Origin of the sequence: Clavibacter michiganensis subsp. insidiosus (assembly GCF_002240565.1) — a bacterium.
Lineage (GTDB): Bacteria > Actinomycetota > Actinomycetes > Actinomycetales > Microbacteriaceae > Clavibacter > Clavibacter insidiosus.
Map to the genome: position 1 here is coordinate 2,870,550 of NZ_MZMO01000001.1, position 22,308 is coordinate 2,892,857.

Here is a 22,308-nt window from a genome sequence, read left to right on the forward strand (position 1 = left end):
CATGGCCGGGTACAGCTAGGCGGATCCGCCCGCGCCATGCCCGCCTACGTCCGCCCCGTGAGCGACGCGGCGCCCGCGATCGCCGACGACGGCGTGCCCTACGGGTCGCGCTGGGGTGTGGCCGACGGCCCGCCCGAGGACGCGTGCTCGCGCACGTCGCACCCTGAGCGGTTCGCGCCGCTGCACGCGGTCGCCGACGCGCTCGTCGCGCACCTCGCCGCGACGCACGAGGTGACGACCGTGGAGGGCGCGGACCCGATGCTGGCGGATCCGCATCCGGACGCCGTGCGCTCGGTCCGCCTCGTGCCGCGCGACGGGACCGGCCGGACGCTCGAGCTCGAATGGACGTCGTTCCCCGGCGTGCTGCTGCACAGCGGCCGGCGGATGGCCGAGGCGTTCCCGCCCTGCGGCTGCGACGCGTGCGACGACCGGTGGGAGGACGTGGCCGACTCCCTCGAGGAGGCGGTCCTCCTGGCCGCGGGCCAGCTGCCGCCGCCGCCCGAGCCGTTCGGCGAGCTCGTCCACTGATCCGCCGCGCGGTCGCCGCGCCCCCGCGTCGGTACGCTCGCGAGGTGATGAGCCCCGGGGAGCCCGCCGACCCCGCGGGCGCGCTCCCGGGATCCGCGCCCGGCACCACCCCGGCCGGCGTCGAGGCCGCTGTCGTCGACGCGACCGGATCCGCCGCCGCCGCGCCGGATGCGCCGAGCGCCCGCACCACCGCCGCGGGCGCCGCGTTGCAGGTCGGCACCATCGTCAGCGTCAGCTACGGGTCGTCGCTCGCCGGGCTCGTGATCCCCGCGGTCGGCCCCGTCCTGGTCGTCGCCGCGCGGCAGGTCATGATGGCGGCGCTCGTGCTGCCGGTGGCGCGACCGCGGATCCACCGCATGACGCGCGCGCAGCTCGTGCCCGCCGTGATGCTCGGACTCGCGCTCTCGCTGATGAACCTGTCCTACTACGCGGCCGTCGACCGGCTCGGCCTCGGCATCGCCGCGACCATCGAGTTCCTGGGCCCGCTGTCGATCGCGCTGCTCGCGTCACGCCGGCTGCTCGACGCGGCGTGCGCGCTCGTCGCGGCCGCGGGCGTCGTCGTGCTCACCGGGCTCGAGGGCCGGATCGACGCGTTCGGCCTCGTCTGCGGCGCGACCGCGGCGGTCACCTGGGCCGGCTACATCGTGTTCACGCGGCGGGTGGCCGAGCGGCTGCCGGGCTTCCAGGGGATCGCGGTCGCCAGCATCGTGAGCCTCGTCGTGCTGATGCCGTGGGCGCTCGTCACGCTCGACGTCGACGCGATCGACGGGCGGATCGTCGGCCTGCTCGTCGCGATCGGCCTGCTGTCGTCCGCCGTGCCGTACTCGCTCGACACCGTGATCCTCCGCCGCATCAGCCCGCGCCTGTTCGCCGTGCTCACGAGCCTCAGCCCGGTGGTCGCGGCGATCCTCGGCGTGATCGTGCTGCGCGAGACGCTGTCGCCCGTGCAGCTCGGCGCGATCGTCGTGGTGTGCGTGGCCGCGGGGGTCGCCATCGCCACGCGCGCGCCCGCCGCGCCCCGTGCGCCGCGCGGCCCCCGGACGCGATCGCGCCCGGCCGCGTCGTAGGGCGGCCGGGCGCGGTTCGCACGGACGCGGGTCAGCGCGCCCCGAGCTCCATGAGCACCTCGGCGAGCTGGTCGACGGCCCAGACGAGGTCCTCCTCCTCCACCACGATGGGCGGCGCGAGGCGGATCGTCGAGCCGTGCGTGTCCTTCGCGAGCACGCCGCGCTCGGCCAGCCGCTCGCACACCGCGCGGCCCGTGGCGAGCGCGGGGTCGATGTCGATGCCCGCCCAGAGGCCGCGGCCGCGCACCTCGAGCACGCCGTGGCCCACGAGATCCGCGAGCCGCGCGTGCAGCACGGCGCCGAGGCGACGCGCGCGCTCCTGCGGCTCGCCCGTCGCGAGCATGTCCACGACCGCGTGGCCGACGGCGGCGGCGAGCGGGTTGCCGCCGAACGTGGACCCGTGCTGCCCCGGCTGGATGACGCCGAGGACGTCCGCGTCGCCGACGACCGCGGAGACGGGCACGATGCCGCCGCCGAGCGCCTTGCCGAGGAGGTAGAGGTCCGGCACGACGTCCGAGTTGTCGCACTCGAAGGTCGCGCCCGTGCGGCCGAGGCCCGACTGGATCTCGTCGGCGATCATCAGCACCCTCTCGCGCGTGCAGATCCGCCGCACGTCGGCGAGGTAGCCCTCGGGTGGCACGACGATGCCGGCCTCGCCCTGGATCGGCTCCACGAGCACGGCGACCGTGTCCTCGTCGATCGCGGCCTCGAGCGCGGCGGCGTCGCCGTACGGCACCGTGACGAACCCGGGCGTGAACGGCCCGAAGTCGGCGCGCGCCTCCTCGTCGTCGCTGAAGCTCACGATGGTGGTGGTGCGGCCGTGGAAGTTCCCGGCCATGACGATGATCTTCGCGCGCCCAGCGGCCACGCCCTTCACGCGGTAGCCCCACGCGCGCGCGACCTTGATCCCCGACTCCACGGCCTCCGCGCCCGTGTTCATCGGCAGGACCATGTCCTTGCCGGCGAGCTCCGCGAGCGCCGTGACGAACGGGCCCAGCTTGTCGTTGTGGAACGCGCGGCTCGTGAGCGTGATCCGCCCGAGCTGCTCGGTCGCGGCCCGCACGAGGTCCGGGTGCGAGTGCCCGAAGTTCACGGCCGAGTAGGCGGCGAGGCAGTCGAGCAGGCGCCGGCCGTCGAGGTCGGTGACCCACGCGCCCTGTCCGGACGCGACCACGACGGGCAGCGGGTGGTAGTTGTGCGCGGCGTGCGCCTCCTCGGCGTGGATCGCGCGGGATCCCGCGTCGGACGCGGCGGGGCGGTCGATGGTGTCGGTCATGTCCTCATCCGTCCTGATCGTCACTGTCGCAGCTCGAGCGTGCAGCACTTCACGCCGCCGCCGCCGAGCAGCAGCTCGGAGAGGTCGACGCCGATCGGCTCGTACCCGCGCTCGCGCAGCGACGCCTCGAAGCCGACCGCCTTCTCGGCGATCACGACGTGGAGGCCGTCGCTGTAGGAGTTGAGGCCGAGGATCGAGGCGTCCTGCTCGCTCACCTCGACGGCGTCGGGGAAGCGGCGCTCGATCTCGTCGAGGCTCGCGGCGTCGAAGGCGCTCGGGAGGTAGGCGATGTTGGTGTCGTCGAGCACCGCGATCGCGGTGTCCAGGTGGTAGAACGACGGGTTGACGAGGCGGAGGGTCACGACCTCGCGGTCGAAGATCCGGGCCACCTCGGCGTGGCTGGTGCTGTCGCTGCGGAATCCGGTGCCGGCGAAGATCGTGTCGCCGACGAGCAGGATGTCGCCCTCGCCCTCGTTGACCTCCTCCGGCACGCGCACGTCGAAGCCCGCCTCGCGGAACCAGTCCATGTACGCGGGGCCCTCGGGCTGGCGCTCGGCGTGCGGGAAGGCCGCGCCGTACGCGATGCCGTCGAGCGTGAAGCCGCCGTTGGCCGCGTAGACCATGTCGGGCAGGCCGGCGACGCCGTCGATGAGGTCGACCTGGAAGCCGAGGCCCACGTACGTGTCGTAGAGGGTCTGCCACTGGCGGACGGCGAGCGACGTGTCGGTCGGGACGGCGGGGTCCATCCACGGGTTGATCTTGTAGACCACGTCGAAGTGGTCCGGCCGGCACATGAGCACGCGCTTCGCGACGGGCGTGCGGCCGGCGGTCGTGTCCGCGGATCGGGAGAGGGTGGAGGGCATGGTGCTCCTGCTTCGTGCGGCGCGCCGGGTGGCGCGGTCGTGGAGGCGGACGATGTCCCAGAGCCCCGAGGGGACGCCTTCCGGACAGCCTGGCAGGCGCATCGCGCGCGTTCGAGGGGGTGCGACGCGGATCCCGCGCGTGAGAGCCCCTCCTCGCGCACGATCCCGCCATAGGCTCGGCGCATGGACAACCTGGACCACCGGATCATCGACCTCCTCCGCCAGAACGGCCGCGCGGGCTACGGCGACATCGGCGGGACGGTGGGCCTCTCGGCCAGCGCGGTGAAGCGGCGCGTCGACCGGCTGGTGGCCGACGGCGTGATCCGCGGCTTCACCATCCAGGTCGACCCCGCGGTCGACGGCCTCAGCACCGAGGCCTACGTGGAGCTGTTCTGCCGCGGGACGGTCGCGCCCGACGAGCTCCGCCGGATCCTCCAGGGCGTGCCCGAGGTCGTGGACGCGGGCACCGTCACGGGCGACGCCGACGCCATCGTCCGGATCCGCTCGCGCGACATCCCGAGCCTCGAGGACGCCCTCGAGAAGGTGCGCCTGGCCCCGAACGTCGACCACACGCGGAGCGCGATCGTGCTCAGCCGGCTGGTGAACCGCACGCTCGAGTAGCGACGGGCGCTAGGAGAACAGCGCCACCAGGATGACGACGTAGATGACGACGAAGAGGGCCGGGATCGCGTAGCGGATCAGGTTCGTGATGCCCTCGGAGGCCACGACCGCGCGGCCCGCGTGCGAGGTCGCGCCCTGGTCGCGGAGGTCGCGGGCGATGGCGATGGCCTGCGAGTTGACGGAGAACTGGACGGCGGATCCGAGCACGCCCGTCGCGAGGAGGATGAGCGCGGCCGCGAGGCGCGTGCCGAGGTCGGCGTCGGCGAGGCCCGTGCGGAGCAGGACCACCGTGGAGGTGAGCAGGAAGATCGGGCCGAGCTGGCTCGTGATCATCTGCTTGCGGGCGCGCGACCACATCGTGATCAGCTCGAGCTCGGACATGCGGATCCTCCCGTCGGCGGCCGGTGCGCCGCCCTCCCATCCTGCCCCGCCGCGGGCATCCCCCGCGCGCACCGCCGTGCATGTCGCGCCCGCCGGCCACCCCCGGATCGCTAGCCTCGGCGCATGGATCCCGCGCCCGGCTACCGCATCGACCCGGGCTCCCCGACCCCGCCCTACGAGCAGCTCCGCGCGGAGGTCGCGCGCCGGGCCGCCGACGGCGAGCTGCCCGTCGGCGCGCGGCTGCCGACCGTGCGCGCACTGGCGGAGCAGGCGGGCGTCGCCGTCAACACGGTGGCCCGCGCGTACAAGGAGCTCGAGGCCGACGGGGTGATCGAGACGCGCGGCCGCGCCGGGTCGTTCGTCGCCGCGCGGGACGACGTCCCCGCCGCGCTCCGGGAGGCGGCCGTCGCGTACGCGCAGCTCGCGGGCCGGCTGGGCGTGGCCGACGACGACGCGCGGCGCCTGGTGGACGAGGCGCTCGCGGCCGGATGACGGATCCCGCGAGCTCGGCGGCGACGCCGGGTCGCCGCGATTCCACCTCCCGTTCACCCGGAGGCCCGACAGTACGCACGCCGCACGATCCGAACGGAGACCACATGCCCGAGTCCTCCCCGGAGGCGGCGACGCCGCACGACGACGCCCAGCGCGTGCTCGACCGGGCCGACGCCGTCACGCCGCCGCGCACGCTCGTCGACGTGCTCCGGGCGACGGTCGCCGCGCACCCCGACGCGTCCGCCATCCAGGACGGCGACGGCGCGCTCAGCTACCGCGAGCTCATGGCGCGCGTGGTGCAGGTCGCCGCATCGCTGCGGGAGGCGGGGGTCGGCAAGGGCGACCGGGTCGGGATACGCATGCCGTCGGGATCCCGCGACCTCTACGTCACCGTGCTCGGCGTGCTCGCGGCCGGCGCCGCCTACGTGCCGGTGGACGCGGACGACCCCGACGAGCGCGCGCGGCTCGTGTTCGGCGAGGCGCGCGTCGCGGGCGTCGTCACGGGCACCGGCGAGTACACGCCGCGCGTCGCGGACGCGGCCGAAGCCACCGCTGCCGAGACCGCCGAGACCGCCGCGCTCCGGATCCTCCCCGCCGCCGCCGCGCACGCCTCCACCTCCGCGCTCCCCCTCGTCGCGCCGCCCGCGCCGGAGGACGACGCCTGGATCATCTTCACCTCGGGATCCACGGGCACCCCCAAGGGCGTCGCCGTCTCGCACCGCTCGGCCGCGGCCTTCGTCGACGCCGAGGCGCGCCTCTTCCTGCAGGAGGAGCCGATCGGCCCCGGCGACCGCGTGCTCGCGGGCCTGTCGGTCGCGTTCGACGCCAGTTGCGAGGAGATGTGGCTCGCCTGGCGCCACGGCGCGTGCCTCGTGCCGGCGCCGCGCAGCCTCGTCCGCAGCGGCATGGACCTCGGGCCGTGGCTCACGACGCACGGCGTGACGATCGTGTCCACCGTGCCGACGCTCGCGGCGCTGTGGCCCGCGGAGTCGCTCGAGAACGTGCGGCTGCTCATCTTCGGCGGCGAGGCCTGCCCGCCCGAGCTCGGCCAGCGCCTCGCGACCGACGGCCGCGAGGTCTGGAACACGTACGGGCCCACCGAGGCCACCGTCGTCGCGTGCGCGGCGCCGCTCGGCGGTCCCGGCCCCGTCCGCATCGGCCTGCCGCTCGACGGCTGGACCCTCGCGGTCGTCGACCCGGAGGGCGCGCGCGTGCCCGAGGGCGGCGTGGGAGAGCTGATCATCGGCGGCGTCGGGCTGGCCCGCTACCTGGATCCCGCCAAGGACGCCGAGAAGTACGCCCCCTTCCCCGCGCTCGGCTGGGACCGCGCCTACCGCTCGGGCGACCTCGTGCGCTTCGAGGCGGAGGGCCTCGTCTTCCAGGGCCGCGCCGACGACCAGGTGAAGGTCGGCGGCCGGCGCATCGAGCTGGGCGAGATCGAGGCGGCGCTCCAGGGCCTCGACGACGTGCAGGGCGCGGCCGTCGCCGTGCAGACGACGGGCGCGGGCAACCCGGTGCTCGTCGGCTACCTCGTGCCGCGGGATCCCGCGACCTTCTCGCGCGAGGACGCCGTGCAGCGCCTCCGCGTCGCCCTGCCGGCCGCGCTCGTCCCGCTCATCGGCGTCGTCGAGTCGCTGCCCACGCGCACCTCCGGCAAGGTCGACAAGGCCGCGCTCCCCTGGCCGCTGCCGGGTGCCGCGGGCGACGACGGCGCCGACCTCGACGCCGAGCTGCGCCCGCTCGCGGAGATGTGGTCGGCCGCGCTCGGCACGCCCGTCGCGAGCGCCGACGCGAACTTCTTCGACCTCGGCGGCGGATCCCTGTCGGCCGCCCAGCTCGTGGCCCGGATCCGCACCATCGACCCCGAGTGCACGGTCGCCGACGTCTACGCCCACCCGCGCCTCGGCGCCATGCACGCCGCCATCGCCGGGCGCGCGCCGCGGGCGGAGCGCAGCGGACCGCAGGTGGACGTGACGCCCACGCCGCGTCGCACGCAGTGGATCCAGACGCTCCTCGGCGCGCCCCTCCTGGCGCTGCAGAGCCTCCGCTGGCTCGCGCTGCTGCTCACCGCGAGCGCGCTGCTCCGCCCGCTCGGCGGGTTCGACGCGCTGCCCGACGTCTCGTGGTGGCTGCTCGTCCCCGGCCTCCTGCTCTTCGCGACGCCGTTCGGCCGCATGGCGATCTCCGCGGTCGCCGCGCGCCTGCTCCTCCGCGGCCTCGAGCCCGGCGACCACCCGCGCGGCGGCCGCTGGCACCTGCGGCTCTGGCTGGCCGAGCAGATCGCGCAGCAGATCGGCGCGGTCGGGCTCGCGGGCGCGCCGTGGATCACCTACTACGCGCGGGCGCTCGGCGCGCGCATCGCCGACGACGTCGACCTGCACACGCTGCCGCCCGTCACGGGCATGCTGCGCATCGGCCGGGGCGCCTCGGTCGAGCCCGAGGTCGACCTCTCCGGGTACTGGATCGACGGCGACACCGTGCGCGTCGGCGCGGTGCGCATCGGCGCGGGATCCACCGTCGGCACGCGCTCGACGCTCCTGCCGGGCACGCGCATCGGCAAGGGCGCGGAGATCGCGCCGGGCTCGGCCGTGTTCGGCCGCGTGCCGTCGGGCCAGCGCTGGGCCGGATCCCCCGCCGCGCGCGAGGGCAAGGCGCGCGTGTGGTGGCCCGACCACCGGCCGCCGCGCAACACGCGCTGGGTCGCGGCGTACGGCGCCGCCTCGGTCGCGACCGCGCTCGTCCCCGTGGTGGCGTTCGTCGCGGGCGGCGGGATCCTCGCGGCGGCGATCCGCGGATCCGCCGACCTCGGCGACGCGTGGTGGCGCGGCCTCGGCGCGCTCGTGCCCGCGGTGCTCGTGACCGGGATCGTGCTCGCGCTGCTCGTGGTCGGATCCGTGCGCCTCCTCGGACTCGGCGTCACCGAGGGCATCCACGCCGTGCGCAGCCGCGTCGGCTGGCAGCTCTGGACCACCGAGCGCCTGCTCGACCTCGCCCGCACCGTGCTCTTCCCGCTCTACGCGGGCCTCTTCACGCCCGTCTGGCTGCGGCTGCTCGGCGCGCGCGTCGGCAAGGACGTGGAGGCGTCGACCGTGCTCCTCATCCCCGCGATGACCACGATCCGCGACGGCGCCTTCCTCGCCGACGACACGCTCGTGGCCGGCTACGAGCTGGGCGGCGGGTGGATGCGCGTCGCCCGCGCCGAGATCGGCCAGCGCGCGTTCCTCGGCAACTCCGGCATGGCGGGACCCGGCCACAGGGTGCCGAAGGACGGCCTGGTCGCCGTGCTCTCGGCGGCGCCCACGAAGTCGAAGGCCGGATCCTCCTGGCTCGGCTCCCCGCCCGTGCGGCTCCGGCGCACGGTCGCCGCCTCGGACGACTCCCGCACGTTCCGGCCGCCGACCCGGCTGCGCGTGGCCCGCATCCTGTGGGAGCTGCTGCGCGTCGTGCCCGTGTTCGTGACCTGCGCCATCGGCCTGGCCGTGCTGGTGGCGCTCGCCGCGATCACCGAGGCGTGGGGCCCGCTCGTCGCGTTCCTGCTCGGCGGCGTGGTGCTGCTCGTGGCCGGCGCGGTGGCCGCGGCGATCTCGACGGCGGCGAAGTGGATCCTCATCGGCCGCATCCGCGCCGAGGAGCACCCGCTGTGGTCGTCGTTCGTGTGGCGCAGCGAGGTCTCGGACGTGTTCACCGAGATGGTCGCCGCGCCCTGGTTCGCGTCGTCCGCGGCCGGCACGCCCGCGCTCGTGTGGTGGCTGCGCAGCCTCGGCGCGCGCATCGGATCCGGCGTGTGGTGCGACTCGCACTGGCTACCCGAGGCGGATCTGGTGACGCTGGGGGACGCTTCGACCGTCAACCGCGGGTGCGTCGTGCAGACGCATCTGTTCCATGATCGGATCATGAGCATGGACACCGTCACCCTCGACGCCGGTGCGACCCTCGGGCCGCACAGCGTCATCCTCCCCGCGGCGCGCATCGGCCCGCAGGCGACCGTGGGCCCCGCGAGCCTCGTGATGCGCGGGGAGCTCGTGCCCGAGGCGAGCCGCTGGAGCGGCAACCCGATCGGCCCGTGGCGCGAGGTGACGCTCGGCCGGTACCTGCCCGCGGCGTCCGCGAGCGCCGACGCGACCGCCGTCGCACCCGCTCCGACCGACGCCGCCGCGACCGCGACCGCCGGTCACCGGTGAGGGCCGCCGCAGGTCCGTCGTCCGGCGACGCGTACACGCCCGAGGTCGGATCCACGGCCTTCGCGGTCGAGCGCTACGACCTCGACCTCGACTACCGCGTCGCCCGCAACCGCCTCAAGGCGCGCGCCGTCATCACCGCGGTCGCGCGCGAGCCGCTCCCCCGCTTCGAGCTCGACCTCACGGGCCTCCGCGCGGGCGACGTGCGCGTCGACGGCCGCCGCGAGACCCGCCACGTGCAGCGCGGCGGCCGGCTCGTCGTCACGCCCGCCGCGCCCATCCCGGCGGGCACCACCTTCACGGTCGACGTCGCCTACTCGGGCGAGCCGGGCCCCCGCCGCACCGTGTGGGGCGACCTCGGCTGGGAGGAGCTCGGCGACGGCGTGCTCGTCGCGTCGCAGCCGAGCGGCGCGTCGACCTGGTTCCCCTGCAACGACCGGCCGGACGACCGGGCCGCCTTCCGGATCCGCGTCGCGTGCGAGGTCGACTACTCCGTGATCGCGAGCGGCCGGCTCGTCTCCCGGCTCGAGCGCTCGGGCCGCGCCACCTGGACGTACGAGCAGGACGCGCCCACGGCTCCGTACCTCGCGACCGTGCAGATCGGCCGGTACGCCGAGAAGCGCGTGCCCGCCGGATCCACCCAGGCCGTCTTCGCGTACCCGAAGCCGCGCGAGGCCCGCGTGCTGCAGGACCTCGCGCTCGTGCCGCGCATGATGGCGTTCTTCGAGACGCTGTTCGGGCCGTACCCGTTCGACGAGTACCGGGTCGTGGTGACGGACGACGAGCTGGAGATCCCGCTCGAGGCGCAGGCCATGGCGGTGCTCGGCGCGAACCACGCCGACGGCACGGGCGGATGCGAGCGGCTCGTCGCCCACGAGCTCGCCCACCAGTGGTTCGGCAACTCCGTGGGCCTCGCGTCGTGGCAGCACATCTGGCTCAACGAGGGCTTCGCCTGCTACGCCGAGTGGCTGTGGTCGGAGGAGTCCGGCGGGCCGACCGCGGACCAGCTCGCGCGCCAGCACCACGCGCGCCTCGACCGCTACGGCACGCAGATGGCCATCGGCGATCCCGGGCCCGAGTCGATGTTCGACGACGTCGTCTACAAGCGCGGCGCCCTCGCGGTGCACGCGCTGCGGCTGACGCTCGGCGACGCGTCGTGGCGGGAGCTGCTGCTGCGGTGGACGGATCCGGCGTGGACGGATCCACGCACCACGGCCGACCTCGTGTCCGCGGCCGGCGACGCGGGCGCGCTGCTGCGCGCCTGGCTCGCGGACGCGCCGCTGCCGGCGCTGCCGCGGCGGGGGCGGCGCTGACGCTCCGCGCCTCTTCGATCCGGGAGATCGTCCTCATGCTCCGGGCCGATGTACGAGCCGGACATCGCCGCGGATCCCTCCGTCAGCGCGTCAGCGTCAGGAGGCCCGTCACGTCGTCGAGCACGGCGGCGGGGCCGGCCGCCGCGAGCGCCGAGCGGTCGTGCGCGCCCGTGAGCACGCCGACCACGAGCCCCGCGCCCGCCGCGCGACCGCACGCGACGTCGCTCGCGGTGTCGCCCACGACCGCGACGGCGGACATCGCGCTCACGCCGATGCGGAGGGCGGCGGCGAGCACGAGGTCGGGGGCGGGGCGGCCGCGTCCCGCGTCCGCGGGGGAGAGCGCGAGGTCGACGAGGTCGCGCCAGCCGAGGGCGTCGAGGATCGCGTCGCGCGTGACGGGCGCGAAGCCGGTCGTGAGGGCCACGCGACGGCCGTCGGCGCGGAGCCGGCGGATCACGGCCTCGGCTCCCGGGATCGGCTCGGCGCCGTCGGCCGCGACGATCTCCGCGTAGGCGCCCTCGAACGCGGCCGTGGCACGCGCGGCCTCGGCGCCGTCGCCCCCGCACAGGTGCAGGAACACGTCGGACTTGGAGCGGCCCATCGTGCGCCGCACGTACGCGATCGCCTCGTCCCAGTCGATCCGGTCGGCGAGCCCCGTGCGCTCCGCGGCGCCGCGGAACGCAGCCTCGACGACGCCGTCGTCGCGCACGGTCGTGCCGGCCATGTCGAGCACGACGAGCTCGATGCCGTCGAGGGCGGGGGTCGGCGCGGGGGCGGTCTCCGTCATGGCAGGCCTCTCTCGGGGGTGGACGGGGTGGCTGTCGGCTCGGGTGCGGGTGCCGGTGCCGCGACCGGATCCGCGCCCACCGCCCCGAAGCGCGCCGCGAGCTCGAGCTCGGCGAGGCCCAGCCCGCAGGTCATGCCGATGCCCGTGGTGGCGGCGAGCGCGATCACGTCCGGCATCGGCTCCTCGACGAGGAACTCCTCGGGCGCGGACGCGTAGACGCCCTGCCAGCGCTCGACCACGCGCACGGGCGCGTCGAACAGCCGGGCGGCCTCGGCGGTGATCAGCTCCGCGGTCGCCTCGGCCTGGAACGGCGACGGCGCCGCGGATCGCGCGTGCGAGTCGCCGAGGATCACGCTGCCGTCGTCGAGCTGCGTGCACATGAGGTTGAGGTCGATGCGGGCGAGGTCCGGCCGCGCGGCGTGCAGCCGGGCGCGCACCACGGCGGCCTCGGGGAGCGTCGCGAAGGCGCGGTAGCGCACGAGCGACCACCCGGTGAGCAGGGGCGCGTCGAGCGGGGCGGCCAGCGGGATCCGCACGCGCAGCATGTCGAGCGCGCACCGCTCCACGCCCCGCGCCTCCGCGAGCTCGGGCAGCAGCTGGTCGACGTCGTGGTTCACCGCGACCACCACCGTGCCCGCGTCGATGCGCCCGCGGCTCGTCTCCACGCGGCCCGCGGCGACCGCGCCGACCTGCGTGCGCAGCCGGAAGCCCACGCCGAGGGACGCGAGGTGGCGGCGGATCGCGGGGGCGGCCGTGCGCGGATCCACCTGCAGGTCGCGCGCCAGCACCGCGCCGCCCACGACGTCGGCGTCGCGCACCGGCGCCAGGCGGCGGATCCCGTCCGCGTCGACCACGCGCACCGCGCCGGGGCCGAGCGGGCCGTCGGCGAGCATCGCGGCAGCTGCGGCCTCGAGCAGCGCGCGCTCGTCGGCGTGCCGAGCGACCACGTGGGCGCCGGCCGCGCGGATCCCGAAGGAGGCGTCGCGCGCCAGCCCGAGCCACAGATCCCGCGCGGCCACGGCGTACCGGAGCGCGTCGCCGGACTGCGCCGTGACACCCACGTGCCCGAAGTTCCGGACGCTCGCGCCCGCGGGCTCCGCGCTCCGCTCGACGACCACCACCGAGAGCCCGCGGCGCACGGCCGCGTACGCCGCGCCGAGGCCGACGATGCCCGCGCCGACCACGACGACGTCGGCGCGCTCCGTCATCGCAGGACCCGCCGCATCCACACCGCGACGCCCTCGACCACGAGGACGGTCGCGAGGATCATCAGCACGATGGCCGTGACCATGCCGTACCGGGCGCCCTCGCTCGCGTTGAGGAGGTAGTAGCCCACGCCGCCGCCGCCCACGATCCCGAGGAGCGTCGCCGCGCGGATGTTCGTGTCGAGCAGGTAGAAGCCGTGGCCGAGCATGGCGCGCGCGGCCTGCGGCAGGGTCGCGGCCGCGAGCACCTGCGGCCGGGTCGCGCCCGTGGCGGTGAGCGCGCGCTCGGGGCCGGGATCCACCTCCTCGAGCGAGTCGGCCACGAGCTTCCCGAGGAGGCCCATGCCGCCGACGGCGAGCGCGATGGTGCCGGCCTGCATGCCGAGGCCGCTGATGACGATGAGCACGATCGCGAGGATCAGCTCGGGCACGCCGCGCACCGCGACGAGCACCAGGCGCGCGGCTCCGCGGATGCCGGGTCCGGGCGCGACGTTGCGGGCGGCGAGCGCGCCGATCACCGCGGATCCGGCGAGCGTCAGCAGGGCCGCGGCGAGCGCGACGACGACGGTCTGGCCCATCGCGCCGACCAGCACGGGCCAGCCGTAGGCGCCCGCGTCCGGCGGCCACAGCTCGGCGGCGACCGCGGGGATCCGCGCCCAGAAGGTGCCGAGGTCGGACCACGTGATGTCGCTCACGAGCACCGCGCCGACGAGCACGAGCGCGGCGACGGCGAGGGCCACGGCCGTGCGCACCCGGGCGGGCGTCCACGGCCGGCGGAGCGCGTCGTCGGGCGTCGCGGGCCGGGTGTCGGGCGTCGACGGGATCGCGCCGCCCGCGGAGCCGCCGGGCGCGCGCCGCGGCAGCAGCCGCCGCACGAGCCGGTCCATCGGCTGCGTGCGCACGGCGCCCGCCCCGAGCATGGCGGCGCGCACGGCGGCGGAGACGACCTCCATCACGACGCAGAGCGCGAAGATCACCGCGGCGAGCCCGAGCCCCCGCCCGTAGTCGAGCGCCTTGAACGCGTACGACATCTGCAGGCCGAGCCCCGCGACGCCGACGTAGCCGAGGATCACCGAGCCGCGCAGGTTGATGTCGTTGCGGTGCAGCACGTTCGCCACCCACGACGGCGCGACCTGCGGCAGCACTCCCGCGGCGAGCTCCTGCAGCCGGGATCCGCCGGCCGCGCGGATCGCGAGGCGCGGCCCCTCGTCGATCTGCTCGATGGCGTCGGCGAACATCTTGGAGAGCATGCCGACCGAGTGGATCCCGACGGCGAGGATGCCCGGCAGCGACCCGAGCGAGAACATCAGCACGAAGACCATGGCGAGCACCACGTCCGGTACGCTGCGCGCGAGCACGCCGACGAACCGCGCCCCGCCCTGCCACGCCGGCCCGGGCGACGTGTTCGACGCGGCCAGCACCGCGACCGGCACCGAGAGCACGGCCGCGAGCACGGTGCCGGTGATGACGAAGCCGAGCGTCTGCGCGGTGAGCCGCAGGAGGTCCGCCGGCTCGGGCAGCGTGAGCGCGCCGATGCGCCCGGCGAAGCGCTGGGCGTTGCCGAGGCTCTGCACCATGCGCGGGATCGAGATGTCGACCGAGACGAGCGCGGCGACGGCGGCCGCGACGATGAGGCCGAGCACGATCCACGCGGCCAGCCGGGCGCGGGAGGCGCGGGGGCGGGGTGCGCGGGCGGCGACGTCGGCGCCCGGCCCGCCCGCATCGGGCCCCGCGGTCCCGGTCGCGCGGGAGAGCGTCGCGGTCATCGCGCGGGGCCCGCGTCGGATCCCGCGAGCAGCTCGTCCGCCACCGCCGACAGCTCGGCCGTGGTCGTCGCGACCCGCCCGTAGATCTCCATGACCTCCGCCTTCGACAGCCCGGCGGCCGGGGTGTCGAGCACAACGCGTCCGTGCCGGAGCCCCACGATGCGGTCGGCCCACGCGATCGCGAGGTCGACCTGGTGCAGGCTGCACAGCACCGTGAGCCCCTGCTCGGCCGCGATCTCGCGGATCAGCGCCATGACCTGGTCGCTCGACTCCGGGTCGAGCGACGCGACGGGCTCGTCGGCGAGGAGGATCCGCGGGTCCTGCATGAGCGCCCGCGCGATCGCGACCCGCTGCTGCTGCCCGCCCGAGAGCGTGTCGGCCCGCTGGTACGCGCGGTCGAGGAGCCCCACGCGGTCGAGGTGCGTGAGCGCCCGCAGCCGGAGCGCCTTCGGGTACGTCCACAGCCCGAGCCGGGGTCCGCGCAGCTCGGAGAGCGCGCCGGCGAGCACGTTCTCGAGCACCGTGAGCGACGGCACCAGCTCGAACTGCTGGAAGATCACGCCCACCCGGCCCCGCAGCGCGCGGAGCGCCCGGCCCCGGAGCGCCGGCACGTCCTCGCCGAGCACGCGCACGGATCCCGCGGTCGGCAGCTCGAGGCCGTCGAGGTGGCGCAGCAGCGTCGACTTGCCGGACCCCGACAGGCCCAGCAGCACCACGACCTCGCCCCGCGCGACCTCGAGCGAGACGCCGTCGAGCGCGGTCGTGGCGCCGAACCGCTTGGTGAGCCCGGCGACCTCGACGACGGGGTCGGCGGAGGCGACCGACCCGGCGGATCCGCCTACTTCTTCTGGCACTGGGCCGACTTCGTCGTCTCGCACGTCTGGCGCACCTGGTCGTAGTACGAGTCGTCGACGGGCGTGGTCGCGGAGAAGGAGCTGCGGAAGTCGGCGCTGTCGGCGCTCGTGATGCCCGCGGCGACCATCTGGTCGACGGTCACGTTCGCGAGCGCGTCCTTGAGCTGCTGCTTCACGTCGTCCGGCAGCGTGTCCGACTCGACGATGGGGGCGCCGGGCACCATGACCTTGCCGATGACCGTCACCTTGTCGAACTTCGCCACCTCGCTGTCCTCGGCGAAGCCCGCGTCGCACTCCTTGCCCTCGCCGACCTTCTGCACGCTCACGTCGTGCTTGCCCGCGAACACGGGGGTCACGTCCTTCGTGGGGTCCACGCCCGCCTTCAGCAGCTCGGCGCTCGGGAAGAGGTAGCCCGAGGTGGACGACGGGTCGACGAAGCAGACCTTCTTGCCCTTCATCTCGGCGAGCGTCGTGATGGGGCTGCCCTTCGGCACGATCGCCTCGGAGTAGTAGCCGGGCTCCTGGCCCTCGGCCGTGATGACGGAGGAGATCGGGTCGAGCTTCGCGCCGTTCTGCGTGGCCGTGACGTAGGTGAGGCCGGAGAAGCTCGCGACGTCGATCTGGCCGGCGATGGACGCCTCGATGAGCGCCGCGTAGTCGGTGCTCTCGTGGTACTCGACCTTCTTGCCGGTCTCCTTGGCGATGTAGTCCATGAGCGGCTGGTAGTTCGTCTGCGTGTTCGCGGAGTCGGGGACGACGCCGAACACGAGCGTGCCGGAGTCCTTCGCGTAGCCGCTCGAGTCGGACTCGGATCCGGACGCGCCGGTGGCCGCGCACCCGGTGACGAGGGAGGCGACGCCGGCGAGGGCGAGGGCGGTGGTGAGGAAGCGGGCGCGGGTCGTCATGGTCGCCTTCCGGGCAGGGGTCGATGCGGGACGCCGACGAGTCTGCAATGGCCTCAGGTGGGGAAATCCCCGGCCAAACGCGAGTTCACGCCGAGTTCACGCGCCCGTGCCCGGGGTCGGGGTGGGCGGGAGGCGCGCACGTCGACGGCCAGCGGGCCGTCGGCACCGGCGGCGTCGCGGCGCGCCACGGCCGCCCGGAGCGCCGGGCCGAGGTCCACGTCGTGCAGGCCGTCGAGCGCGCGGGATCCGCCGAGCACCGGCCGCCCGTGCGCGCCGCCGCACGTGGCGCAGCGGGCGCGGACCGTCACGTCGGCGGGATCCTCGCCCACGATCTCCGCGGCGAGCGCCCGGAGCGCGGCGCGGCCGGCGGCGGTGCGGGCGGCACGGTCGACGGGCCGGGCGTGGTCGGCGACCCGCGCCACCGCGACGTGCACGACGGCGGGAGCGGGGGTCACGTGTCGACCCTAGGCGGCGGTCAGACGGCCATCCGCGCGAGCGCCACCGCGGCGGCCGTGAGCGCCGTGGCGAGCAGCACGGCCGACGGGCCCGCCCACCACCATCCCGGGCGGGGACGCGTGCCCTCGACGACCGTCGCCGCGGCGAGCAGCAGGAGCGCCAGGGAGACGCCGCCGCGCGCGAGCGACGTCGCGCTGTCGCCGGTCAGCGCGACGAGGCCCGACATCAGCAGCGCGCTCCCGAGCAGCAGCCAGCCGAGCACGTGCAGGGTGCGCACGACCTGGCTCCGCCGGTCGCGGCGCCGCAGCGGCTTCGCGCCGCGCCAGCCGTCGGGCGCGCGGAGGCCGCCGACGATCACCATGACCTCGTCGAGCTCCGGGGGCCGCTCGCCCGCGGGCAGCGCCAGGAAGCGGGCGAGGTGCTCGTCCCGCACGCCGGACGAGGCGATCAGGCGCGCCAGCAGCTCGCGCTCGCGCGCGGTGGTCCAGTCCGGGAGCGCGATCCCCCACCGGGCGGCCTGGTCGGGCGCGCGCACCTCGCGGTACCAGGACGCGAGGAGCAGGCGCGCCACCGCGTCGCCGGGCTCCTTCCGCACGCGGGTCCGCAGCTCGACGATCGCGTCGCGTCGCCGGCCCTCCGCCCACAGCGTCCGGGCGCGGTCGACGGCCACGGATGTCTGCATGCGCCCAGGCTCGCGGATCCCGGCGGACCCGCGCGCGGATCATCCCCGGCGCCTCGCCAGCGTCTCGTCCGTCTCGGTCGCCTGCCGCGTCACGCCCGCGCCGTCGACGTACGCGTACGTGGTCGTCGTCAGCTCCCCCGTGGCGCGGTAGCCGAGAGCCGCCCGACCTCCGAGGCCGCGAGCGCGCGGACCTCGATGGCCGTCACCTAGATGACCGCCTCGCTCCAGTCGTCCGGGTTGCCGAAGCGGTGGGCCGTGATGCTGACGGCCTGCTCGCGCAGGAACGTCAGCATCTCCACGCGGCCGGCCGCGGTGACCTCGTCGGCGAAGACCGCGACGTCGGGCGTGCCGCGGAGCGCGTCGGATAGCGCCCGCGCCTCCACGAGCCGCGAGTCCCGGGCGGCGACGAGGCGCACGCGCTCCGTCGCGATCCCGGACGCCGCGACGCGGGCGAGCCACGCCTCGTCCGTCTCGATGGTCACGTGCACGCTCGGCAGGTCGTCGAGCACCTGGCCGAGGCCGGCCGGCAGGATCCCCGGGACCGACACGTGCAGCTCCGCCCGCGCCAGGCGCCCGGCCGCGAGCACGCGGAGCAGGTCGGCGAGCGCGCCCGACTCCGTGAGCCGCACCGTGACGGGCAGCGGCCGGTAGCGGAACAGGTTCCGCTCCACGCCGAGGCCGCTCGGGTCCTTCACCTGGCCGAACTCGTCGTGCCACGCGACCGCGTCGCTGAGCGCCGAGCGGCGGACCAGGTCGAAGTCCTCGTAGCGGATGGCGGGCTGCGCCGACTCGATGAGCTCCGTGACCCGCGGCGCCAGCCCGCGCAGGTGCAGCGAGCTCGAGTGCCGGCCCTCGTCCGAGACCCAGGAGCCGAGGCCCATGAGGTAGTTCGGGCCGCCGGCCTTGGTGCCGGATCCGACCGAGGAGCGCTTCCAGCCGCCGAACGGCTGGCGCTGCACGATCGCGCCCGTGATCCCCCGGTTGACGTAGAGGTTGCCCGCCTCCACGGTCTCGAGCCACTGCTCCAGCTCCCGCGCGTCGAGGCTGTGCAGGCCCGCGGTGAGGCCGTAGGGGATGGCGTTCTGGAAGCGGATCGCCTCCTCGAGGGTGCGGGCGCGCATCACGCCGAGCACGGGCCCGAAGAACTCGGTGAGGTGGAAGTACGACCCGGGCTTCACGCCGTCGCGGACGCCCGGCGACCAGAGGCGGCCGGTCTCGTCCTTCGCCTCCGGCTCCACGAGCCACTTCTCGCCGACGCCGAGCTGGGTGAGGGCGTGCTTGAGCTTGCCCGCGGCGGGCTCGATGATCGGGCCCATCTGCGTGGTGGGATCCGACGGGTAGCCCACGCGCAGCGATGACACCGCATCGGTGAGCTGCGTGAGGAACCGGCGCGACCTCCCGACCGAGCCCACGAGGATCACGAGGCTCGCCGCCGAGCACTTCTGGCCGGCGTGGCCGAACGCGCTCTTCACGACGTCGGCCGCGGCCAGGTCGAGGTCGGCGCTCGGGGTCACGATGATGGCGTTCTTGCCGCTGGTCTCGGCGAGGAGCGGCAGGTCGCTCTTCCAGGAGCGGAAGACCTCGGCGGTCTCGTAGCCGCCCGTGAGGATCACGCGGTCGACCGCCTCGTGCGAGATGAGGTGCTCGCCGAACTCGGCCTCGCCCGCGTCGACGAGCGCGAGCAGCTCGCGCGGCACGCCGGCCTCGCGGAGCGCCTCGACGAGCACGGCGCCGGAGCGGCGGGCCTGGCCGGCGGGCTTGACGACCACGCCGCTGCCGGAGGCGAGGGCCGCGAGCATGCTGCCCGCGGGGATCGCGACGGGGAAGTTCCACGGCGGCGCCACGACGGTGACGCGCGACGGCACGAAGCGGGCGCCCTGCACGCGGTCGAGGTCGCGGGCGCGCTCGGCGTAGTAGTGCGCGAAGTCGACGGCCTCGCTGACCTCGGGGTCGGCCTCGGCGATGGTCTTGCCGGTCTCCGACGCCATCACCTCGATGAGGCGCGCGCGGTTGCGCTCGATCGCGACGCCCACGCGGTGCAGGAGCGCCGCGCGCTGCTCGCCGGGGCGGGCGCCCCACGACGCGGCCGTGGTGCGGACGCCGTCGATGAGGTCGTCGAGCTGGTCGGTGGAGTCGATGCGCGCGGCCTCGATGGTCGCGACGCCGAGCTGCGAGGCCTCCACGCGCGACAGGATCTCGCGGCCCCAGGCGCGGTTCGTCGGCAGCGCCGGATCCGTGTCCGCCGCGTTGTGGAACGACGTCGCCGAGGCGCCCGGGTCGACGAGCGCGTCGGGCGTCAGCAGGGATCCGCGCGTGAAGCCCTGGACCACGCTCGTGAGCTGCGGGTCGACCTCCTCCTCGGGCTCGGCGGCCGCCTCGGGCTCGGCGAGCGGATCCACGTCGTCGAGCTCCGGCGGGAAGCGGCGGTCCTGCGTGCGGTTCGGCGCCGGGATCGTGTCGTCGACGCCCTGGAGCGACGCCCGGAACCGCGACTCCTCCCGGGCGAACAGCTCGCTCGACGTGCTCAGCTCGAACACCGCCGACATGAAGTTCTCCTGGCTCGCGTTCTCCTCCAGGCGGCGGATGAGGTACGAGATGGCCACGTCGAACTCGGTCGGGTGCACCACGGGCGTGTAGAGGAGGAGGCCGCCGACCGTGCGCTTCACGGCCTCGGCCTGGCCGGTCGCCATGCCGAGGAGCATCTCGAACTCGATCCGGTCGGTCACGCCGCGCTCCTCGGCGAGCAGCCACGCGTACGCGACGTCGAAGAGGTTGTGGCCGGCGACGCCGACCTTCACGGCGTCGGCCGCGGCGGGCTGGAGCGCGTGCTCGAGCATGCGCTTGTAGTGCGTGTCGGTCTGCTCCTTGGTGGCCCAGGTGGCGACGGGCCAGTCGTGCATGCGGCCGTCGACCTGCTCCATCGCCAGGTTCGCGCCCTTGACGATGCGGACCTTGATGGGCGCCCCGCCCGCCGCACGGCGCTCCTGCGCCCACGCGGTGAGCCGCTGGAGCCCGGCGAGCGCGTCGGGGAGGTACGCCTGCAGCACGATGCCCGCCTCGAGGTCCTTCAGCTGCGGCTGGTCGAGCACGCGCGTGAACACCTCGATGGTGAGGTCGAGGTCCTTGTACTCCTCCATGTCGAGGTTGATGAACTTCGGCGTCGCGGCCTTCGATGCCAGCTCGTACAGCGGGGTGAGCCGCTCGACGACCTTCTCGACGGCCTCGTCGAACGCCCACATCGACAGCTGGGAGACGACGCTGGACACCTTGATGGACACGTAGTCGACGTCGTCCCGGGCGAGCAGCTCGCGCGTGCCCGCCAGGCGGCGCGCGGCCTCCTTCTCGCCGAGCACGGCCTCGCCGAGCAGGTTGAGGTTGAGCCGGGATCCGCCCTCGCGCAGCTTCTGGATCGCCGGCCCGAGCTTCTCGCTCGTCGCGTCGACGATGAGGTGCCCGACCATCTCGCGCAGCACGCGGCGCGCGACCGGGACGACGACCTGCGGCAGGACGGGGCCGAGGATGCCGCCCGCGCGGATCGCGCCCTGCATGTACCAGGGCAGGAAGCCCGGGGTCTTGGCGGTGAGCGCGGCGAGGCTGTTGCCGGCGACCGGCAGGTCCTCGGGGCGGACGACCCGGTCGACGAAGCCGATGGTGAAGTCGAGGCCGTTCTCGTCCTTGAGGACGCCGGCGAGACGCTCGGCGGACGGATCCGCGGGGTGCTGCGCGGCCTCCGCGAGCCAGGTGCGCACGAGCGCGACGGACCGGTCGGCGAGGGCCTCGCGGTCGGGGGCGGCGGATGCGCCGTCGACCGTGGGGACGGCAGCGGTCTCGGGGGCGGATGCGGTCTCGGCGGTCATGCGGGAACCTCTTCGTCTCGGGTCGGGCGCGATGCCCCGGCGTCGGCCGCGCTGCGGGCGCGTCCTCCCAGTGTGCGACCATGCTCTCATCGGATGCGCTGAACGTTTCCGATGATCATCGTACGGTCCTGCCGATGATTCCATCGCTCGCCTGAGATCCCCGGGAGGCGCACGTGCTCGAGATGCGACGACTGCGGCTCCTGCGCGAGCTCAAGCTCCGCGGCACGATCGGCGCGGTCGCCGACGCGCTCTCGTTCAGCCCGTCGTCGGTGTCGCAGCAGCTGTCGTAGCTGGAGCGCGAGGCGGGCGTCACGCTGCTGCGCCGGGTCGGCCGGCGGGTGGTGCTCACGCCGCAGGCCGAGATCCTCGTCGAGCACACGACGGCCCTGCTCGAGCGGCTGGAGCGCGCCGAGACCGAGGTGAACGCGTCGCTCGCGAACGTGTCCGGCACCATCCGGGTGGCCGCGTTCCAGTCGGCGCTGCTCGCGCTCGTGCCGCCCGCGCTCACGATCCTCCGCGACGACTACCCGGACCTCCGGGTCGAGATCACGATGCGCGAGCCCGAGTCGGGCCTCCACGACGTGTGGGCGCGCGACCACGACCTCGTCATCGCCGAGCAGTACCCGGCGCACGCGGCGCCGCGGCCCGCCGACCTCGACCGCGAGGAGCTGTGCGTGGATCCCCTCCGCCTCGGCCTCCCGCCCGGCCGCGACGACGTCCGGTCGATCTCCGACGCGCGCCGCCTGCCCTGGGTGATGGAGCCCGCGGGCACGGCGTCGCGCCACTTCGCCGAGCAGGTGTGCCGCGTCGCGGGCTTCGAGCCGGACGTGCGGTACGTGACGGCCGACCTGCAGGCGCACATCGACCTGGTGCGCGGCGGGCACGCGGCGTCCGTGCTGCCCGACCTCGTGTGGGCCGGCCGGGAGCCCGACGTGCGGCTGATCGGCCTGCCCGGGTCGCCGCGACGCACCGTGTTCACGTCGTCGCGCGTCGGCAGCCTCGACCGGCCGGGGATCCGCGCGTGCCGCGACGCCCTCGCGCGCGCCGTCGAGGTGATGGGCACCGGCGCGGGCTGAC

At 75.2% G+C, this 22,308-nt stretch carries 18 protein-coding genes and 1 pseudogene; 8 read left to right on the forward strand and 11 right to left on the reverse strand.

Going from position 1 to position 22,308, the window contains the following annotated elements:
* Window positions 1-36: 36 nt before the first annotated feature.
* Together B5P21_RS13830 and B5P21_RS13835 are read left to right on the forward strand one after the other, a co-directional pair.
* Window positions 37-528 (forward strand): DUF6226 family protein, encoded by a 492-nt coding sequence (locus B5P21_RS13830; RefSeq protein WP_094171291.1) that lies wholly within the window; start codon window positions 37-39, stop codon window positions 526-528.
* A gap of 47 nt (window positions 529-575) precedes the next feature.
* A complete protein-coding gene (locus B5P21_RS13835; RefSeq protein WP_236688782.1) occupies window positions 576-1,595 on the forward strand; it encodes an EamA family transporter in 1,020 nt (339 codons plus the stop codon).
* Between the two features lie 31 nt (window positions 1,596-1,626).
* Here B5P21_RS13835 and rocD read toward each other — a convergent pair whose 3' ends face one another.
* Window positions 1,627-2,871 carry an ornithine--oxo-acid transaminase gene (gene rocD / locus B5P21_RS13840; RefSeq protein ID WP_045526720.1) on the reverse strand — a complete coding sequence of 415 codons (1,245 nt, stop codon included), beginning with the start codon at window positions 2,869-2,871 and terminating at the stop codon, window positions 1,627-1,629.
* A gap of 20 nt (window positions 2,872-2,891) precedes the next feature.
* The gene (gene ddaH / locus B5P21_RS13845) at window positions 2,892-3,734 is read right to left on the reverse strand and encodes a dimethylargininase (protein WP_094171292.1); all 843 of its coding nucleotides are present in this window, start codon (window positions 3,732-3,734) and stop codon (window positions 2,892-2,894) included.
* 183 nt (window positions 3,735-3,917) lie between these two features.
* Between ddaH and B5P21_RS13850 the strand changes: the two genes are divergently transcribed.
* Entirely contained in the window at window positions 3,918-4,355 is a 438-nt protein-coding gene (locus B5P21_RS13850; protein ID WP_011931848.1) for an Lrp/AsnC family transcriptional regulator, read from the forward strand.
* 9 nt (window positions 4,356-4,364) lie between these two features.
* Here the strand turns inward: B5P21_RS13850 and B5P21_RS13855 are convergent, their stop codons facing one another.
* The gene (locus B5P21_RS13855) at window positions 4,365-4,736 is read right to left on the reverse strand and encodes a hypothetical protein (protein WP_045526718.1); all 372 of its coding nucleotides are present in this window, start codon (window positions 4,734-4,736) and stop codon (window positions 4,365-4,367) included.
* Between the two features lie 123 nt (window positions 4,737-4,859).
* On the opposite strand from B5P21_RS13855, the gene B5P21_RS13860 reads away from it, so the two are divergent.
* The 3 genes from B5P21_RS13860 (at window position 4,860) to B5P21_RS13870 (ending at window position 10,719) form a co-directional block, all read left to right on the forward strand.
* On the forward strand, window positions 4,860-5,228 hold the full coding sequence (locus B5P21_RS13860; protein WP_045526717.1) for a GntR family transcriptional regulator: 369 nt from the start codon (window positions 4,860-4,862) through the stop codon (window positions 5,226-5,228).
* A gap of 104 nt (window positions 5,229-5,332) precedes the next feature.
* The gene (locus B5P21_RS13865; protein ID WP_094171293.1) at window positions 5,333-9,409 is read left to right on the forward strand and encodes a Pls/PosA family non-ribosomal peptide synthetase; all 4,077 of its coding nucleotides are present in this window, start codon (window positions 5,333-5,335) and stop codon (window positions 9,407-9,409) included.
* Window positions 9,406-10,719 carry a M1 family metallopeptidase gene (locus tag B5P21_RS13870; RefSeq protein ID WP_045530139.1) on the forward strand — a complete coding sequence of 438 codons (1,314 nt, stop codon included), beginning with the start codon at window positions 9,406-9,408 and terminating at the stop codon, window positions 10,717-10,719. Before B5P21_RS13865 ends, B5P21_RS13870 begins: the two co-directional genes overlap by 4 nt.
* An 82-nt stretch (window positions 10,720-10,801) precedes the next feature.
* On the opposite strand, the gene B5P21_RS13875 is transcribed toward B5P21_RS13870, so the two are convergent.
* Genes B5P21_RS13875 through B5P21_RS13905 form a run of 7 tightly spaced genes read right to left on the reverse strand, consistent with a single transcriptional unit; the run spans window position 10,802 to window position 17,374 of the window.
* A complete protein-coding gene (locus tag B5P21_RS13875; protein WP_094171294.1) occupies window positions 10,802-11,506 on the reverse strand; it encodes an HAD-IA family hydrolase in 705 nt (234 codons plus the stop codon).
* Window positions 11,503-12,714, reverse strand: a complete 1,212-nt coding sequence (locus B5P21_RS13880) for a TIGR03364 family FAD-dependent oxidoreductase (protein WP_080939269.1) — start codon at window positions 12,712-12,714, stop codon at window positions 11,503-11,505. Before B5P21_RS13880 ends, B5P21_RS13875 begins: the two co-directional genes overlap by 4 nt.
* Complete coding sequence (locus tag B5P21_RS13885) at window positions 12,711-14,477, reverse strand: PhnE/PtxC family ABC transporter permease (protein WP_094171295.1); 1,767 nt, start codon at window positions 14,475-14,477, stop codon at window positions 12,711-12,713. Before B5P21_RS13885 ends, B5P21_RS13880 begins: the two co-directional genes overlap by 4 nt.
* Window positions 14,474-15,331 carry a phosphonate ABC transporter ATP-binding protein gene (phnC, locus tag B5P21_RS13890; RefSeq protein ID WP_045526713.1) on the reverse strand — a complete coding sequence of 286 codons (858 nt, stop codon included), beginning with the start codon at window positions 15,329-15,331 and terminating at the stop codon, window positions 14,474-14,476. Before phnC ends, B5P21_RS13885 begins: the two co-directional genes overlap by 4 nt.
* Entirely contained in the window at window positions 15,316-16,236 is a 921-nt protein-coding gene (locus B5P21_RS13895; protein ID WP_094171296.1) for a phosphate/phosphite/phosphonate ABC transporter substrate-binding protein, read from the reverse strand. Before B5P21_RS13895 ends, phnC begins: the two co-directional genes overlap by 16 nt.
* A gap of 53 nt (window positions 16,237-16,289) precedes the next feature.
* Window positions 16,290-16,691 carry a hypothetical protein gene (locus B5P21_RS17360; protein WP_236688781.1) on the reverse strand — a complete coding sequence of 134 codons (402 nt, stop codon included), beginning with the start codon at window positions 16,689-16,691 and terminating at the stop codon, window positions 16,290-16,292.
* 20 nt (window positions 16,692-16,711) lie between these two features.
* On the reverse strand, window positions 16,712-17,374 hold the full coding sequence (locus B5P21_RS13905; RefSeq protein ID WP_094171297.1) for a hypothetical protein: 663 nt from the start codon (window positions 17,372-17,374) through the stop codon (window positions 16,712-16,714).
* Here B5P21_RS13905 and B5P21_RS16905 point away from each other — a divergent pair.
* On the forward strand, window positions 17,373-17,525 hold the full coding sequence (locus tag B5P21_RS16905; protein ID WP_158385364.1) for a hypothetical protein: 153 nt from the start codon (window positions 17,373-17,375) through the stop codon (window positions 17,523-17,525). The genes B5P21_RS13905 and B5P21_RS16905 overlap by 2 nt on opposite strands.
* Before the next feature lie 55 nt (window positions 17,526-17,580).
* Here B5P21_RS16905 and B5P21_RS13910 read toward each other — a convergent pair whose 3' ends face one another.
* Entirely contained in the window at window positions 17,581-21,231 is a 3,651-nt protein-coding gene (locus B5P21_RS13910) for a proline dehydrogenase family protein (protein WP_094171298.1), read from the reverse strand.
* Between the two features lie 173 nt (window positions 21,232-21,404).
* On the opposite strand from B5P21_RS13910, the pseudogene B5P21_RS13915 reads away from it, so the two are divergent.
* Window positions 21,405-22,307 (forward strand): annotated as a pseudogene (locus B5P21_RS13915) (LysR substrate-binding domain-containing protein).
* Window position 22,308 lies beyond the last annotated feature (1 nt).

Coding starts and splice junctions, on each gene's coding strand:
- B5P21_RS13835 (WP_236688782.1), top strand. CDS start 576: ATGAGCCCCGGGGAGCCCGCCGACCCCGCGGGCGCGCTCCCGGGATCC.
- B5P21_RS13880 (WP_080939269.1), bottom strand. CDS start 12,714: ATGACGGAGCGCGCCGACGTCGTCGTGGTCGGCGCGGGCATCGTCGGC.
- ddaH (WP_094171292.1), bottom strand. CDS start 3,734: ATGCCCTCCACCCTCTCCCGATCCGCGGACACGACCGCCGGCCGCACG.
- B5P21_RS13860 (WP_045526717.1), top strand. CDS start 4,860: ATGGATCCCGCGCCCGGCTACCGCATCGACCCGGGCTCCCCGACCCCG.
- B5P21_RS13905 (WP_094171297.1), bottom strand. CDS start 17,374: ATGCAGACATCCGTGGCCGTCGACCGCGCCCGGACGCTGTGGGCGGAG.
- B5P21_RS13885 (WP_094171295.1), bottom strand. CDS start 14,477: ATGACCGCGACGCTCTCCCGCGCGACCGGGACCGCGGGGCCCGATGCG.
- B5P21_RS13910 (WP_094171298.1), bottom strand. CDS start 21,231: ATGACCGCCGAGACCGCATCCGCCCCCGAGACCGCTGCCGTCCCCACG.
- B5P21_RS13865 (WP_094171293.1), top strand. CDS start 5,333: ATGCCCGAGTCCTCCCCGGAGGCGGCGACGCCGCACGACGACGCCCAG.
- B5P21_RS13895 (WP_094171296.1), bottom strand. CDS start 16,236: ATGACGACCCGCGCCCGCTTCCTCACCACCGCCCTCGCCCTCGCCGGC.
- B5P21_RS13830 (WP_094171291.1), top strand. CDS start 37: ATGCCCGCCTACGTCCGCCCCGTGAGCGACGCGGCGCCCGCGATCGCC.
- B5P21_RS13855 (WP_045526718.1), bottom strand. CDS start 4,736: ATGTCCGAGCTCGAGCTGATCACGATGTGGTCGCGCGCCCGCAAGCAG.
- B5P21_RS16905 (WP_158385364.1), top strand. CDS start 17,373: ATGCGCCCAGGCTCGCGGATCCCGGCGGACCCGCGCGCGGATCATCCC.
- B5P21_RS13875 (WP_094171294.1), bottom strand. CDS start 11,506: ATGACGGAGACCGCCCCCGCGCCGACCCCCGCCCTCGACGGCATCGAG.
- B5P21_RS13850 (WP_011931848.1), top strand. CDS start 3,918: ATGGACAACCTGGACCACCGGATCATCGACCTCCTCCGCCAGAACGGC.
- rocD (WP_045526720.1), bottom strand. CDS start 2,871: ATGACCGACACCATCGACCGCCCCGCCGCGTCCGACGCGGGATCCCGC.